Annotated in this window: 11 protein-coding genes; 6 read left to right on the forward strand and 5 right to left on the reverse strand. The window is 68.9% G+C overall.

Annotation, left to right across the window (positions count from 1 at the left end):
- Positions 1-24: 24 nt before the first annotated feature.
- The gene (locus AZE13_RS29010; RefSeq protein ID WP_066938491.1) at positions 25-1065 is read left to right on the forward strand and encodes a hypothetical protein; all 1041 of its coding nucleotides are present in this window, start codon (positions 25-27) and stop codon (positions 1063-1065) included.
- A 5-nt stretch (positions 1066-1070) separates the two neighbouring features.
- Here AZE13_RS29010 and AZE13_RS29015 read toward each other — a convergent pair whose 3' ends face one another.
- The 3 genes from AZE13_RS29015 to AZE13_RS29025 form a co-directional block, all read right to left on the reverse strand.
- Positions 1071-1682 (reverse strand): hypothetical protein, encoded by a 612-nt coding sequence (locus AZE13_RS29015; RefSeq protein WP_147264750.1) that lies wholly within the window; start codon positions 1680-1682, stop codon positions 1071-1073.
- Between the two features lie 130 nt (positions 1683-1812).
- A complete protein-coding gene (locus tag AZE13_RS29020; protein ID WP_079124488.1) occupies positions 1813-3408 on the reverse strand; it encodes a sensor histidine kinase in 1596 nt (531 codons plus the stop codon).
- Positions 3401-4099 carry a response regulator transcription factor gene (locus tag AZE13_RS29025; protein WP_066938442.1) on the reverse strand — a complete coding sequence of 233 codons (699 nt, stop codon included), beginning with the start codon at positions 4097-4099 and terminating at the stop codon, positions 3401-3403. The genes AZE13_RS29020 and AZE13_RS29025 overlap by 8 nt, the downstream gene beginning before the upstream one ends.
- 281 nt (positions 4100-4380) lie before the next feature.
- Between AZE13_RS29025 and AZE13_RS29030 the strand changes: the two genes are divergently transcribed.
- From AZE13_RS29030 to AZE13_RS29040, 3 genes are all read left to right on the forward strand, one after another.
- Entirely contained in the window at positions 4381-5133 is a 753-nt protein-coding gene (locus AZE13_RS29030; protein ID WP_258528055.1) for a polysaccharide deacetylase family protein, read from the forward strand.
- A gap of 146 nt (positions 5134-5279) precedes the next feature.
- A complete protein-coding gene (locus AZE13_RS29035; RefSeq protein WP_066938445.1) occupies positions 5280-6566 on the forward strand; it encodes a glycosyltransferase family 4 protein in 1287 nt (428 codons plus the stop codon).
- Positions 6567-6753: 187 nt separating this feature from the next.
- Positions 6754-7812, forward strand: coding sequence for an aldo/keto reductase (locus tag AZE13_RS29040; protein WP_066938448.1), 1059 nt, complete (start codon positions 6754-6756; stop codon positions 7810-7812).
- 469 nt (positions 7813-8281) lie between these two features.
- On the opposite strand, the gene AZE13_RS29045 is transcribed toward AZE13_RS29040, so the two are convergent.
- Positions 8282-9583 carry a hypothetical protein gene (locus tag AZE13_RS29045; protein ID WP_079124490.1) on the reverse strand — a complete coding sequence of 434 codons (1302 nt, stop codon included), beginning with the start codon at positions 9581-9583 and terminating at the stop codon, positions 8282-8284.
- Between the two features lie 873 nt (positions 9584-10456).
- On the opposite strand from AZE13_RS29045, the gene AZE13_RS29050 reads away from it, so the two are divergent.
- Together AZE13_RS29050 and AZE13_RS29055 are read left to right on the forward strand one after the other, a co-directional pair.
- On the forward strand, positions 10457-11563 hold the full coding sequence (locus tag AZE13_RS29050) for a DNA/RNA non-specific endonuclease (RefSeq protein WP_079124495.1): 1107 nt from the start codon (positions 10457-10459) through the stop codon (positions 11561-11563).
- A 31-nt stretch (positions 11564-11594) separates the two neighbouring features.
- On the forward strand, positions 11595-12644 hold the full coding sequence (locus tag AZE13_RS29055) for a hypothetical protein (RefSeq protein WP_066938453.1): 1050 nt from the start codon (positions 11595-11597) through the stop codon (positions 12642-12644).
- A gap of 262 nt (positions 12645-12906) precedes the next feature.
- On the opposite strand, the gene AZE13_RS34645 is transcribed toward AZE13_RS29055, so the two are convergent.
- Complete coding sequence (locus AZE13_RS34645) at positions 12907-14706, reverse strand: M60 family metallopeptidase (protein ID WP_079124491.1); 1800 nt, start codon at positions 14704-14706, stop codon at positions 12907-12909.
- Positions 14707-14731 lie beyond the last annotated feature (25 nt).

Genomic DNA, 14731 nt, shown 5'->3' on the forward strand with positions numbered 1-14731 from the left:
GTCCGATACCACGTGGAGTCCGGCATGACCCGCACGACCCCGCCCAGGCCGGCCGACATCGCCGCAATCTTCCCGCGGCTGGCCCCGCTGGCCCGGACGGCGACCCGGCTGCACCCGCGGCCCGGATCGCCGTCCCCGCAGGACAGCTCGGTCGGAGGCCCACTGCTGTGGCCCTCCGCCGAGCCGTGGCCGCACTGCGCGGGCACGCACCAGGCGCCGGATGTGCTGCCGGCGACGTCCCCGGCGGATGTCAGACTGCTGCGCGAGATGCGGGCAGCAGCCGGAAGCCGACCTCAGGACGCTGGTTTCTACACGCCGGATGAGCGCGCCGTGGTGGAACGGATCCACGCCGGCCGCCCGTGTCCCAAGGAACCGGTCGCGATGCTGGCCGTCGCCCAGTTGTACGTCCGCGAGGTACCCGACCTGCGCCCGCCCGAAGGCGCGGACCTGCTTCAGGTGCTGTGGTGCCCCTTCGACCACCCAGGGGAGAACATGCCCAGGACCGACCTGTTCTGGCGGTCCGCCCGAACAGTCGGCGATGTCCTCACCACGCCTCCGCAGCCGTCCGCGATCCAGTACGAGGACTATCTGCCGGAGCCGTGCCTGGTCTCCCCCGAGCAGATCACGGAGTTCCCCCTGGCCGTGGAGCTGGACCCGGACCTGCGCGCGCAGGTCCTGGCGTGGAGCGCCCGGCAGAAAGCCGGGGCGCGGCCGGGCAGCGCCTACGACGGGGCGGAGGACACGTACTACGACCGCGAGTTGTCCGTCTCCCCCGGCTGGAAGGCCGGCGGCTGGGCGCCCTGGAGTTTCACCGATCCCACTCCCCAGCACTGCCGCGTCTGCAGCAGCCGGATGGAGCCGATGCTGACCATCGCGTCGAAAGAGCGGGAGGTGGACTTCGACAGCTGGACGCCCTACGAGGACCAGACGGCCGCCGTTTCCCGGGACACCGTCCACCCCGGCCCGGCGACTCCGACCATGGTCACCATCGGCGACGGATACAACCAGCAGATCTATGGTTGCCCGATGGCGCCGGAGCACCCGCACGCCGCACTGCTGCAGTAGCCGTCTCAGTACGCTCGCGGGCCGTCCACGGTGGCCCGCATCGGCTGCGGGTAGTACACCTTCCCGTCCTTCATGACCTGCTGGCACGAGTACTTTGTGAGACCCAGGGGCACCGCGACGGCCTCGGGGATGTCATTGCACCGGATGTGGTCCACGGAGTCACCGCCGTTGCCGAAGATGATCCGCTGGACACCCTCCTTCGCGATGATCCCCTTGCGTGGGTTCGCGGTGAAGGTAACGAAATTGTCCGACCAGGACGACTTGTCGCCAATCGCGACGTCCCACTCCACCTCTGCGCCCTTGTAATGGGACGTGCAGACGACCGTGGTGCCCTTCTTCGCACCCACATCCTTCGGGCACTTGGCGGTGACCTCCCCCGTGGCGCCCGCCAGGGTGAGGGTCTTTTTGCGGAGCTCGTACTCCAGGTTCGCCGCGAACGGCGCGTCGGCGGCCGGAGACGGCTGCAGCTCGCCTTCCGGACGGGGCCCGGGACGATCCAGCCTGTTCGGCAACTGGCTGACGGACGGCTCCGGCCTGGCACTCTTCGAGTCGGAACCCCCACACCCCGTGACCAACAGGCCCATACCGATCATCAGCCCTGCTCCGGCGCTCTTCATTCGCATGATCGTAAGACTAGAGCCCCGCCACGGACCTGCCGACCGCAGCACCGGGGTGATCTCCAGCTGCGGAAATCTTGCCGGAGCGCTAGCCGCGCACCATCTCGTATGCGATCTTTCCGGCGCGTCCTCAGGAGGTGGTGTCCGCGTCGGAGGGCCGGGCCGGGTGCGGGGCTGTGGGGATGTGGAGGGTGAACGTGGTGCCCGGGGGCGGGTCGGCGGGGTGGGCGGTGAGGGTGCCGTGGTGGCGGTGGGCGATGTCGCGGGCGATGGCGAGTCCGAGGCCGCTGCCGCCGGCGTCGCGGGTGCGGGCCTCGTCGAGGCGGGTGAAGCGTTCGAAGACCCGCTCGCATTCGTCGGGGGTGAGGGCGGTGCCGTCGTTGTGGACGGTGATCGTGGTCGTGCGGCCGTCGTCGGTGACGTTGAGGAGTACCGCGGTGCGCGCGTGCCGTACGGCGTTGTCGAGGAGGTTGCGCAGCAGCCGGTGCAGCTGGAGGCCGTCGCCGCGTACCGGTGCCTGGTCCGGTGCGCGGGACAGGGTGACGGGATGGTCCATGTGCTGGTACTCCAGGACGAGTTCGCGGGTGAGCCCGGCGAGGTCGACCAGGGAGTGGGCCGCGGGCCGGTCGGGGCGGGCCAGCAGGAGCAGGTCCTCGGTCAGGCCGTGGATGCGGCGGGTGGCGACGAGGGCACCCTTGAGGGTTTCGGCCGGGTCGATGCTGTCGGGGTGGTCGAGGGCGGTTTCCAGCTGGTAGTGGAGGGCCGCGAGGGGGGAACGCAGTTCATGGGCGGCGTCGGCGACGAAGCGGCGCTGGCTGTCGACCGCGTCCTCCAGGCGGTCGAGCGTGGTGTTGGTCGTCCGGGCGAGGGAGCGGATGGGGTCGCGGCCCTCGGGGACCGGCACCCGGCGGTCGAGGCTGGAGTCGTTGATCTCGGCGACCTCGCGGCGGATCGCCTCGACGGGGCGCAGCGAGCGCCGGGTGACGGCCCAGGCCGTCGTGGCGACCGCCAGCGCGGCGGCGGGGACGCCGAGTGCCAAGGGGAGGGTGAGTGTGCCGGCCACGTACTCGGCGACGTAGGGGGCCACGAGGACATAGAGCGTGGACCGGCAGGATCCGTCGGGCTCGGTGGGGTGCTCGCACCGTCCCGCGGGAGCCGTCACGGGGGTGGCGACTACTTTGATGAGGCGGTGCGAGAGGTAGTGGGCCTCGGTGTGGGCGGACAGGTCCTTCGCTTCGGGGAAGCCGCCGGAGATCGGCCGCAGGCTGCCATCGGGGAGGTGGAAACGGGCGCGCTCCGCCTCGTCGACTCCTCGGAGGCGGACGGTGCCGTCCCGCGGCTGGCCGACGGCCTTGCCCGGTGGCGGGCCCGGGGGTGGCGGCGGGAGCAGTGCCGGCAGGTCCGCGAGGTCCAGGGCGCCTCCCGACCCGGTGACGATCCGGCCCGTCCGGTCGATCTGGAGGAACGTCCCGTCGCCGGGACTGGCGGAGGTGCCCTTCCAGCCGGTGGCCGCCTGGCCGGCCAGCCGCAGGGACAGCTCGATCGCGCGCTGGTCGGACTCCTGGTAGACGGCGTCGTGGACGTACTGGCGGAACCACCACGCGGCGCCGCCGGACAGGAGGAGGGCGGCGAGACCGGCCACGAGCGCGGTGCGCAGCTGGGCGGGCAGCCGGCGCAGGGGCGCCGGCACCCGGCGCGTGCCCGCGGGACTGCGGCGCTCAGGCATCGCGGTGTTCCTGGCCGCTGTTGAGGCGGTAGCCGCTGCCGCGGACGGTCTCGATGCTGTGCGTACCGAAGGGGGCGTCGGCCTTCTTGCGCAGTGTGGAGACGTACACCTCGACGATGGCGGTGCCTCCCCTGTAGGCCGGGTCCCACACCTCGTCGAGGATGGCCTCCTTCGACACCGCCCGGTCCGGGGTGTGCATCAGACAGGCGAGGATCGCGAACTCCTTGGGCGTGAGGGCGAGCTCCGAGGCCCCGCGGCCGGCCCGGCGACCGGCGAGGTCCACCCACAGGTCCCCGGCGCGCAGGAGGGAGCGCCCGTCGGTACCCGTGGCTCCCCTGCGCAGCAGGGCGCGGAGCCGGGCGAGGAGGACGACGGAGGAGAACGGTTTGACGAGGTAGTCGTCGGCGCCGGTGTCCAGGCCCTCGGCCTCGTCGTGCTCGCCGTCCTTCGCGGTGAGCATCAGGACGGGCGTGTCCACACCCGCGGCGCGCAGGGCGGAGCAGATCCGGTAGCCGTTCAGGCCGGGGAGCATGAGGTCCAGCACGATCACCGCGTGATCGCCGGTCAGGGCTCGTTCCAGCCCCAGCCTGCCGTCGCCGACGAGCTCGACGCGGTACCCCTCGGCGGTGAGTCCGCGGCGCAGGGCGGGGCCGAGCTGAGGGTCGTCCTCGACGATCAGGATGCCGTTCATGCGTCCAAGAGTTGCACGGCATTTGTCTGATTCCTAAAGAGGATCTTCAGGATCTTTAGCTGGTCTTTGGGATCGGTCCCGCATGCTGCTGGCCCGGCCGGACGCCGGCTGCCTCTCGTCCATCTCCCGTGACCAGCCCCGGAGGGCTCTCTCCCATGCTTTACCTATCCGGCCATGCAGAACATCCCGGCCAGCCGGCCCACCCCGGTTGGGTCGGGCGGCTCCACCGGCTCCACGAGCTCCACCGGCGCGGCCGGGCCGGCCGGCGTCGGGTCGTATCCGTGGCCCTCGGCCTGGTCGTCAGCGGCGCGTTCCTTGCCGGCTGCGGTCAGGGGCGCACCACGCCCGCCGAGGCGCGGGCCCAGGCCGACGGCAACGCCAGGGCCGCGATGACGGAGGCGGCGGACGGCAGTGGCCAGGCGGTGGACTGCTCGAAGGCGAAGTGCATCGCGCTGACCTTCGACGCCGGCCCCGGGCCGCACACCCCTCGGCTCCTGGACATCCTCAAGGAGAAGAGGGTGCATGCCACCTTCTTCCTGCTCGGCAAGAACCACGTCGTCCCGTACCCGGACCTGGTGCGCCGGGAAGCCGCCGAGGGACACGAGATCGGCAACCACACCTGGAGCCACGAGCGCCTCGACCAGATATCCGACGATCGGATCCGCGACGAACTCGGCCGCACCCAGGACGCGATCAAGAACATCACCGGCAAGGCACCCACCCTCATGCGCCCGCCCCAGGGCGGCACCAACGACAAGGTGCATGCGGTAGCCACGTCCCTCGGCCTGTCCGAGGTCCTGTGGAACGCCACCGCGAGCGACTACGCCACCACCGACACCAAGCTCATCGGCGACCGCATACTCCAGCAGGCCACCCGCGACGGCATCATCCTCCTCCACGACATCTACGACGGCACCGTCCCCGCCGTCCCGAGGATCATCGACGAACTCCGCTCCCGCGGATACACCTTCGTCACCGTCCCCCAACTCCTCTCCCCCGCCCGCCCGCAGCCCGGCACCGTCTACCACCCCTGAGGTCGCACCGACCGTCCGCCGGACAGCCGCCCTCGCACCACCCACTCGTCAGCCGTGAGCGATTCCTCAAGTCCCGGCCCACGTGACGTACGGCCGGCATCTCCTGGCCGAAGAACCCCGTGCCCCAGCGAAAGACGTGCCGCCCCATGCGCATCTCCTTCCTCCTTCACAACGCCTACGGCATCGGTGGAACGATCAGGTCGACGTTCAACCTCGCCGCGGCACTCGCGGAGCACCACGACGTCGAGATCATCTCGGTCCTCCGCCACCGCAGCGTGCCGACCATGGGCGCGCCCCCCAACGTGCGGCTGACCCCTCTGGTCGACTTGCGCACGACCACCGCCGACAGTGACGCCGACGACTCCCGGCACGCCCGGCCCGCCAGGGATTTTCCCCGTGCGGACGGCCGGCACAAGCAGTACAGCCGGCTCACGGACGAAAGGATCGGCCGGTACCTGTCGGGTCTGGACGCCGACGTGGTGGTCGGAACCAGGCCGGGTCTGAACGTGCACATCGCCCGCCAGGCACACCACGACGCCATCCGCGTAGGGCAGGAGCACCTGACCTTCGCGGGCCACGGCCGGTCCATGCGGCACGAGATACGCCACCGCTACCGGCTGCTGGACGCCCTCACCACCGTGACCGACGCCGACGCGTCCAGCTACCGGCGGCTCGCCCTGCCCGGCCTGAGGGTGGAAGCCGTGCCGAACAGCGTTCCCGCCGCCCCCACGAGCCGGCCCGACGACACCAGCAAGATCATCGTGGCGGCAGGACGGCTCACTCCGGTGAAACGCTACGACGTCCTCATCCACGCATTCGCCGAGGTCGCCGCCGCCCACCCCGACTGGCAGCTACGCATCTTCGGCAGCGGCGACCACACCGGCAACGAGAGGGCGAACCTCTCCGCCCTGATCCACGAACTCGGCCTGACCCGACACGTCCACCTCATGGGCAGCGCCGAACGGATGGAAGCCGAATGGGCCAAAGGTTCCCTCGCGGTCTCCACCTCCGACCGGGAATCGTTCGGCATGACCCTCGTCGAGGCCATGCGCTGCGGTCTGCCCGTCGTCTCCACCGACTGCCCCGTCGGGCCACGCGAGATCATCACAGACCGCGTCGACGGACGCCTTGTCCTCCCCGGCGACCCACGAGCCGTCGCAGCCGCCCTGCTCGAACTCGTGGACAACGACGCGCTGCGCCGGCAGATGGGCGAGGCCGCCCGGAAGAACTCCGCCCGCTTCGCCCCTGCCCGCATAGCCGAGCGACACCTCGACCTGTACGAGGACCTCCTGCGACGCGGCCCAGGGCGACGCTCACTCGGACCCGCACGGGAAGCCGCACACCGAGCCCGCACCACCGTGATCGACACCGCGCGCACAGCCCGTTCCACCGTTCGCACCCTCACGAAGAACCGCCGGGTGCACGCGGGATGACCGGCGGCCCCCTCACAGGCGCTTCATAGCCACAGGAAGAGGATCAGGCCCACCTTCGCCCGCAGGACCGGCCGGGAGGCGCCGCACCACCCGCGCCCTCCGGCCACCCGTCGGCGGGAATGTCGGCTTGCCTTCGAGCGCGCTCCAGCTCCTAGCGTGTGATCCACCACCGACCAGAGGGGAACACATGCGGTACACACTGTTCGGCAGGACCGGCCTGCGGGTGAGCGAACTGGCCCTGGGCACCATGACCTTCGGCGAGGACTGGGGCTGGGGCACCGCCAAGGACACCAGTGCCCGCATCCTCGACGCCTACGCCGAGGCCGGCGGCAACTTCCTCGACACCGCCAACAACTACACCGGCGGCACCTCCGAGACCATGCTCGGCGAACTGCTCGCCGACCGCCGGGACCGGTTCGTGCTGGCCAGCAAGTACACCTGCGCCACCGCGAGCGGCGACGTCAACGCCGGCGGCAACCACCGCAAGAACCTGGTGCAGTCCGTCGAGGCCAGCCTGCGCCGGCTGAACACCGACCGCCTCGACGTGCTGTGGGTGCACGCCCGGGACAACTTCACCCCCGTCGAGGAGGTCATGCGCGCCCTGGACGACCTCGTGCGCTCCGGCAAGGTGCTCTACCTCGGCGTGTCGGACTGGCCCGCCTGGGAGATCGCGCAGGCCAACACCCTCGCCGAACTGCGCGGCTGGACCGCGTTCGCCGGCTCCCAGCTCCGCTACAACCTGCTGGAGCGGACCGTGGAACGCGAACTGCTGCCGCAGGCCCGCGCCTTCGACCTGGCGGTGCTGGCCTGGGCCCCGCTCGCGGCCGGCAAGCTCACCGGCAAGTACCGAAGCGGCGAGACCGGCCGGCTGACCACCGAGGACGCGGCCACCTTCCAGGACCACAACGAGGACGAGACGATCACCGCCGTCCTGGAGGTCGCCGAACAGGGCGGCTGGAGCCCGGCCCAGGTGGCCCTGGCCTGGCTGCGCCAGTGCCCCGGCAACATCATCCCCCTCATCGGCGCCACCAAGGAGAGCCAGCTGGCCGACAACCTCGCCGCCGTCGAGGTCCGGCTCGACGCGGATGCCGTCGAACGCCTCGACGCCACCAGTGCGGTCCCGCTGGGCTTCCCGCACGCCTTCCTCCGCGAACCGGGCATCACCGAGACCGTCTACGGCGACCGCTGGGCCGACATCGAGGACCGGCGCTCCACCTACCGGCGCACCCCGCACGACATCCACTGACCCGAACCGAGCCGGACCCGAGTCGACCGCACGCGAAGGGCACGCGCACCGACCAGCCGGCCCGGCCCAGGCGTGGTCGTGGGACGCCAGCAGTACCTGCGCCACAAGGGCTACAACGTACCCGTCGGGGGCAAGGCGGCCAAAGCAGCCGGTTTCCTCGGCCAGCTGGGGGGGTGGCGCCTTCCCGGGCCAGACGCCTAGGGCCTGTCTGATGGGTCGGTGGCGAACCGAGACGAGAACTCGTTGGTCACCATCAACCGGCCTCGTATACGCGTGAGTTGACCTCGATCCTGTCGTCGAGTTGAAGCGCGCACCGCTCTGGGCAGGGGTTCGCCGTATGCAGCAGGGGACGTTCGACCGCGGGCACCGGTCCCCGAGGCTGGGCTCGGGGTAGAGACGCGCAGGGCCCCGCACGGAACCGGGAGGCCGGGGGTTCACGTGCGGGGCCGCGCTCACGGGGTGGGGGCCGTCAGACTCCGGTCAGGTTGTACGTACCCGTACCGTCCTGCCTGCCGCTGGAGTATTGGCGGATGAGCTCACCGTCCGCGTACCGGTCGTGGCCCATCATGGAGCCGGTGTACTTGTTCTGCACACCGATCTTCGAGCTGCCGGGTACGTCGCGGTAGATGTAGAACCGCTGGAGGTCGTCCTCCCCGCAGGTGGCCGTCGTCAGGTATGCCTGTTCCAGGTTGGCGATGTTCGCCGGGACGGTCGCGCAACCGCCGTTGCCCCAGTTCCACAGGGACGCCTCGATGACCCCGTTGTTCTCCGTCACATTGCACAGCCGCCAGTTGTCGAGGTGGGCACTGGTCCAATTGGACTGGCGCAGGCGGATGCCGTCGTTGGCCAGGAGCGGTGCGCTCCAGTTCAGGGGCTTGCCGGGGACGTCGATCCTGTAGACGGCGGGTTGGCAGTTCAGGGCGGCGCGCGGGGCGGGCTTGGCGGCCTGGGTGGCCTTCATCCTCTGGGCGGCCTTGGCGGCTGTGGCAGCGTTGTCGGCGTCGTGCTTGGCCTGGTCGGCCTTGGCCGAGGGGACCGGTCCGGCCGGGTGCTTCGCGGTGGCGGCGGGGGAGCCGCAGTCGAGGAGGTCCTGTGCCTTGCGCATGATGCTGCCGGCCGGGACGGTGTCCTCGCAGCGGACCGCGCCTTCTTCGAGGGTGGTGTAGGTGGTGTAGCTGCCGCTCTCGGGCCCATCGACCCACTTGGTGGCGTAGGTGCCGTTGCCGGTGTCGACGCGGTTGCAGTTCAGGCTGCCGTACTGCCCGGTGACCTTGCGGGTCCCCTCGTATAGGGCGTAGTAGCCGGGTCTGCGGAAGTCCCAGGAGATCGACTTGGACTCACTGCTGGTGGTACTGGAAGATATCTGCACGTTCAGGCCCAGGGTCCCGCCCACCTGGCCGAGCAGCTCGACCTGGAAGCTGCCCTGGATGTTGGCGGAGAGGCCGACCTGGACCGTGACCACGGTCTGTGTGCTGGTCTCGATTGTCTGGGAGCCTGTCGACCCCTCGGTGACGTACCAGCCCTTGAAATGCGTGATCGTCGGAACGACCTGCGTGGACTTGATGTACGGGTAGCGCTTGCCGAGGTCGGCCGACGTACAGGAATCGCCGGGCTTGGGTTGACCGGCCGCCGGAGTGGCCGGCTTGACCGCAGCCGGAGCTGCCGCGGCCGGAGCGGTCGTCGCCGTTGTAGCGGCGAGCGCGGAGGCAGCGAGCGCGGTGAGGACTGTCAGCCCTCTTCTCCAGAGGCCGGATGATCGTGAATGACGCATCGTGCTCATCCCCCTTGGACCAGGCTCCGCGTTGGGGCAAGGGGGAGTCCCGGCCGGTGGTGTGGTCGGTGTGATGGTGGATGGTTCTTGATCAGGATGAACTTAGCGTCGGCAGAGGCGGAGTGACGATGACGGAATCGGTCGGTTTTGGGGCGCAACCCGTGGTCTTTCATGGACGGTTCGACAGGCTTTCCTTGAACGGTTTCATCAGAATTTCATGTGCGGAGATATAGTCCGCCGCAATCAGTGTGGAGATGGCTGCTTGGCCGTGAATCTGCTGCCACGCCCCCGGCAATCAGTGAGTTTCGGACCAGTTCCTTCATGATCTGCCGGCGCGGCCGACCGCCATCAAATAGTCACGGCATTCAGCCAATTCGCGTATTCCGAAATCGAGTGCCTTCGGCGGCCGGGGTGGCCTCGATATTTGTGCGCTTGCCCAAACAGCCCTAAGAACGACGGAAGCAGGCCGTCACCAGCGCGATGAGGGGACTGCGGCAAAGGTGGCGCGCCTGCCCTCTGGGGGTTCCGTCTGGGCAAGAGGCGGACATTTCGATCGAGAAGACCATGTCAGCGGCCCGGCGACGTCCGCATGCCCCCCGAGCGCATCCGGTACGCGAACCGAGACCGTATCAACCGGAAGACACGGAGAAGAGGATGAACATGTCCATACCAGGTTTACGTCGCCACCGCGGAGGGCGGGGCCGAAAGCCGAACAGGCTGCGCCGTGCCCAGTCAGGGGCGACGGTGGCCGCGACGGCCGCCGCTGTCGCGTTCAGTGGTGGCACAGCGACGGCCGCCTCCGCGCCCACGTACCCCGCCGACCGCGGGAGCGCCGTCACGGAAGGCCCGACGGAACACACCATCACGTCCAAGATGACCACGGTGCGGGTGACAGAGCTGGTCACCACAACGCCGGACCGCGCGGGCAACGTCACCGTGCGGCTGGCCGACGGGAAGACCATTTCCATCCCGGCGGCCCACAAGGACCTTGTGATGCGCCGCGCCGCCCAGCAGGCCAAGACCCAGCTCAAGGCCGCCGAGCCCAGACCATGCGGCATCACCTGGGTCAGGCTCAAGGAGAAGTCCAACCACCACCCGTTCGCCATGGAGACCGGGTTCGATGTCTTGGGCGGGTCAGCCATCGGCTACAAGTGGCGCGTCACCATCAAGGGGCCGAACAACTACGCCCACGAGTACACCAGTCAAGGCAACCTTGCCTTGCGCGGCAGCTGGCAGGGCGGCTACACGAGCGATAAGAACCAGGACGAGGGACTCTACACAGCCGAGGTCGATCCCGGCGTATCCCACTTCCAGTTCCTGAACGGCGACATCTGCGTTGCGGAGCCGGCGCGCAGAACGGAGCGCCTCACCAAGCCGAAGGCCGCATGCCTGAAGATGATGCAGGCCAATTCCGGCGACGGGTGGATCCTCAACAGCACCCAACCGGTCCCGCACCGCAACCAGACCGACCCGACCAGCCCGGCCGGTACCCGGGCAGCCGGTGCGCAAGCCTGCCTGCGGAAGAAACTCGGCGGCGGCAGCCTGGCTTCCGGGAACATCACCGGCTGGCAGGACGCACAGGAATTCGCCCGCCCGCACACCGCGCCCGGTACCCCAGCACCGTACGGGCTCGCCCGGTGCCACCTGATCGCCAACATCCTCGGCGGGAAAGGGCAGGTACGGGACGGCGGACAGGACAACCTCGTCCCCTGCTGGCAGGTGGGGATGAACACCGGAACACCCAGCATGCGGACCTACGAGAAGGAGGTGAAGGAAGCGGTCGAGGCGACCACCATGGGGCCGGACGATGCGGTCTACTACCAGGTGATACCTCTCTACAAGAACGATGCCAGCACGATCCCCACGGGCGTCACCATGAGCGCCGCGATTCAGCGGGCGGACGGAACGCAGAGTCTGCTGCCCCTCACCGGCGTCACCAACACCAAGGGGAACACCGGGCTGCTCAACCTCGGAAACTGATCTCAACCAGTTAGTGCCTACGGGAGTCAGTATGAGTCGCACCAGCCCGCCGCGGCCGCTCGACGTCACCGCGCTCTTCCCTCAACTGGCCCCGCTAGCGCGCACGGCGACCCGGTTGCACCCCCGCCCCGGGCCACCGTCGGTGCACGACAGTTCCGTCGGCGGGCCGCTGCTGTGGCCCGCCGACGAGCCGTGGCCGCACTGCGACGAGCCGCACGAAGGACACGGTGCGAGCGCAGGCCCCTCGCCAAAGGACGTGCGGCTGCTGCGTCGCCACCGGGCGGCGATAGAAGACCGGCGGCGCCGCGAACCTCAGGGCCCCTGGGCCACGCTCCAGGAACTGGCGACCGACAACCGGCTCCAGGCCGGCCGCCCGTGGCCCGAGGGCCCGGTCGCCATGCTGCCCGTGGCCCAGCTGTACGTGCGTGACATTCCTCAACTCTGCACGCTCGGGCCGTCCGAGGCCGATCTCCTCCAGGTCCTCTGGTGTCCCTTCGACCACCCGGCGAACCCCAGGCCCGTACTGCTCTGGCGGTCCGCCACCGAGGTCACCGAGGTCCTCGGCGCCCCTCCCGAGCCCTCCGCGATCCAGTTCTCCGACTACCTGCCCGAGCCCTGCCTGTTCACACCGGAGCAGGTCACCGAGTACCCGAACTTCCTGGAGCTCAGCAAGGAGCTGCAGGAGCAACTGGGCGACTGGAACAGGTGGCAGGCGGCCGGATCAGCGGTGGACGGCTCCTACGAGCCCGCCCCGGAGGAGTTCTACCTGAACCACCTCTCGGTCTCCCCCGGTTGGAAGGTCGGCGGCTGGAGCAACTGGGGCCTCACCGACCCCATGCCCCGGCGCTGCCCCGGGTGCGACACCGAGATGGACCCGCTGCTGACGATCGCCTCGACCGAATGGGACGGTGGCAGCGAGAGCTGGGCCCCCATCGAGGACCAGGCCGGCGACACACCGCCCCTGCCGCAGGGAAATCCCCCGGCGAACTTCACCAGGGTCGTCCTCGCCGGGGGCTATGGCATGCAATTTCACATCTGCCCGGCATCCCCAGACCATCCGTACATTGAACTGATTCAGTGAGGTTTTCTCAGACACCATCCGCTTGTCGAACGTGATCGTTTGATTCGGGGGGGCATGAACTCCGGCCGGTGGCGGGAGAGATGGCCTGCATCGCGTACAGGCCCTCGTGCCCGCTGACCGAGGGTTGCCGGGCGTTCCCGGCGGTGATGTACGACCGGCCGGTCAGGGCCCGGGGCAGGCCCTGACCGGCTCGTCGCAACCGCCGGCTCACACGATCATTCAGACGCCCTGCTGCTCGGCATCCGGGTCCGTGTCGGCCTCGTCACCGGGCAGCGGAGGCCGCAGGAGGGGCCAGTCCGCACCCTTGGGCCTCCACGACTGCAGGCTGGTGTCCCGCGTTCCCCTGAGTTCGATCCTGGTGTACTCGTCGTCGGACAAGACCCAGTACTGGGCGCCGGTGCCGGTGGCCGAGCCGGGCACCTGCATCACCGAGTCGAGGGTGCTTCGTCCTTTGAGGGAGGGCCAGTTGTCCGAGATGCTGCGCCAGTCCTGGAGATGGGTGTCCGTGGTGCCGGTGAGCTTGATCTTGGCGTACTGGTCGCCACTGAAGATGTAGTACTCGCCGCTGGTGCCGGGAACCGCCAGAGAGGCATCCACCTGGGTCCTTCCCCGCAGGGAGGGCCAGTTGCCGGTCGTCACATCCCGCCAGGACACCACGATACGGCTTGATCCGTCGGCTCCCACCGCGAGCCTGGCGTACCGGCCGCCCGAGAAGATCCAGTATTCCCCCCGTGTTCGGCGTACTGCCGGACCCCGGGACCTGCAGGATGTTCTCGCCGAATCCTGCGGAGTACGCGGGCAGACGGAGCGTGGTGAGGTCATGGTCGGGTGCCGGGAGTTTCAGCGCGGCGATGGCCTCGCGCGTCCTGGCGTCGGGCTTCATTCCCCACCTGACGAAGAAGCCCGTGAGGTCCTTCCCCGCAGCCTTGGAAGCGGTCAGCATGAAGTACTTCCGGTACTGGGCGTCTCCTTGGTACAGAGCGCTGTTCCCGTTCGCACGCGCCTCCTTGTGGAAGTTGGGGTAGTACCCTTCCCCGAAAGCCAGACGGAGCTGTTCGTGCATCACGAGGCGGACGAAGAGGTCGGCCTTGGCGATGTCTTTCTCCGCTTCCGGGATGGCCAGGTACGTCTGCGCCGCATCGTTGGAGTCCGCTGCCCGGGACTTCTGGCCCAACGCGCGCTGAACAGCCAACGAGTAGATGTTCACGCTTGTCTCGTCGAGGACACCCGGCGTCCAGGAGATCTGCTGATGCATATGGCCCAGTTCATGCCAGATGCCCCAGGAATCGTTCAACCCCTTGACCGTGAGCATCAGCCGGTCGTAGCCCCAGCTGTTCGGGAGGGAGACTCGGAAGTTGGACGCGTTCGGATTTCCGTCCACTTTCTCGGACACCAGGATCCACAGGGGCGTCCTCATGTCGCGGGCGGTACGACCGTCCTGTCCGCTCACACCGTCCTCGAACTGCTGGATACGTTCCCACGCGTTCAGCAGCTCGTCAGGGTTCTGGTCCCGGTGGCGCAGCGCGCTCTCACGCCACACGGTGAGCACGGTTTGCTCACCGACCAGTTGGACAGGGGAGCGGTTCTCCTTCATCTCCGCGTGATCGAGCATCCACGGCCAGTCGGCGGGAGTGTGCTCACCCTGCCGGTAGACCGGGACGCGCCGGATACCCGAACCGGTGATCTCGATGCGCGCCGAGGCTTTCGCAGACCACATGTCGGAAACCGCGCGGATCCAGACCAGACCGCCGGTGGCGTCCTGGATTTTATTGACTCCCGCGGCGAGTTGATAAGTGCGCGGATCTTCTGTGCCCTCCTGGAGGAAACCGCCATACCCGTGGGTCCCGACAACAGCTTCCATCGTCGTCCCCGCCGGGATACCGGAGACCTCGATCACGATGGGTTCATCGGCATTGGCGTAGGCGCCGGTCGGCTGCGTGTCGGAGCGCTGGAACCACAGGCCGAGCCGCTTCCTTTCCGCTTCGCTCGAGGGGGTGATGCGGAATTCGTGGCCGCCCGCCATTTTCACGTCTACCGGGTTGCACTCTGTGGCGTATTCCATGATGCCCTCCGATCGTTCACTGCTG

Origin of the sequence: Streptomyces sp. NBRC 110611 (assembly GCF_001590865.1) — a bacterium.
Lineage (GTDB): Bacteria > Actinomycetota > Actinomycetes > Streptomycetales > Streptomycetaceae > Streptomyces.

Coding starts and splice junctions, on each gene's coding strand:
- AZE13_RS29040 (WP_066938448.1), top strand. CDS start 6,754: ATGCGGTACACACTGTTCGGCAGGACCGGCCTGCGGGTGAGCGAACTG.
- AZE13_RS29050 (WP_079124495.1), top strand. CDS start 10,457: ATGACCACGGTGCGGGTGACAGAGCTGGTCACCACAACGCCGGACCGC.
- AZE13_RS29025 (WP_066938442.1), bottom strand. CDS start 4,099: ATGAACGGCATCCTGATCGTCGAGGACGACCCTCAGCTCGGCCCCGCC.
- AZE13_RS29015 (WP_147264750.1), bottom strand. CDS start 1,682: ATGAAGAGCGCCGGAGCAGGGCTGATGATCGGTATGGGCCTGTTGGTC.
- AZE13_RS29055 (WP_066938453.1), top strand. CDS start 11,595: ATGAGTCGCACCAGCCCGCCGCGGCCGCTCGACGTCACCGCGCTCTTC.
- AZE13_RS29010 (WP_066938491.1), top strand. CDS start 25: ATGACCCGCACGACCCCGCCCAGGCCGGCCGACATCGCCGCAATCTTC.
- AZE13_RS29045 (WP_079124490.1), bottom strand. CDS start 9,583: ATGCGTCATTCACGATCATCCGGCCTCTGGAGAAGAGGGCTGACAGTC.
- AZE13_RS29020 (WP_079124488.1), bottom strand. CDS start 3,408: ATGCCTGAGCGCCGCAGTCCCGCGGGCACGCGCCGGGTGCCGGCGCCC.
- AZE13_RS29035 (WP_066938445.1), top strand. CDS start 5,280: ATGCGCATCTCCTTCCTCCTTCACAACGCCTACGGCATCGGTGGAACG.
- AZE13_RS34645 (WP_079124491.1), bottom strand. CDS start 14,706: ATGGAATACGCCACAGAGTGCAACCCGGTAGACGTGAAAATGGCGGGC.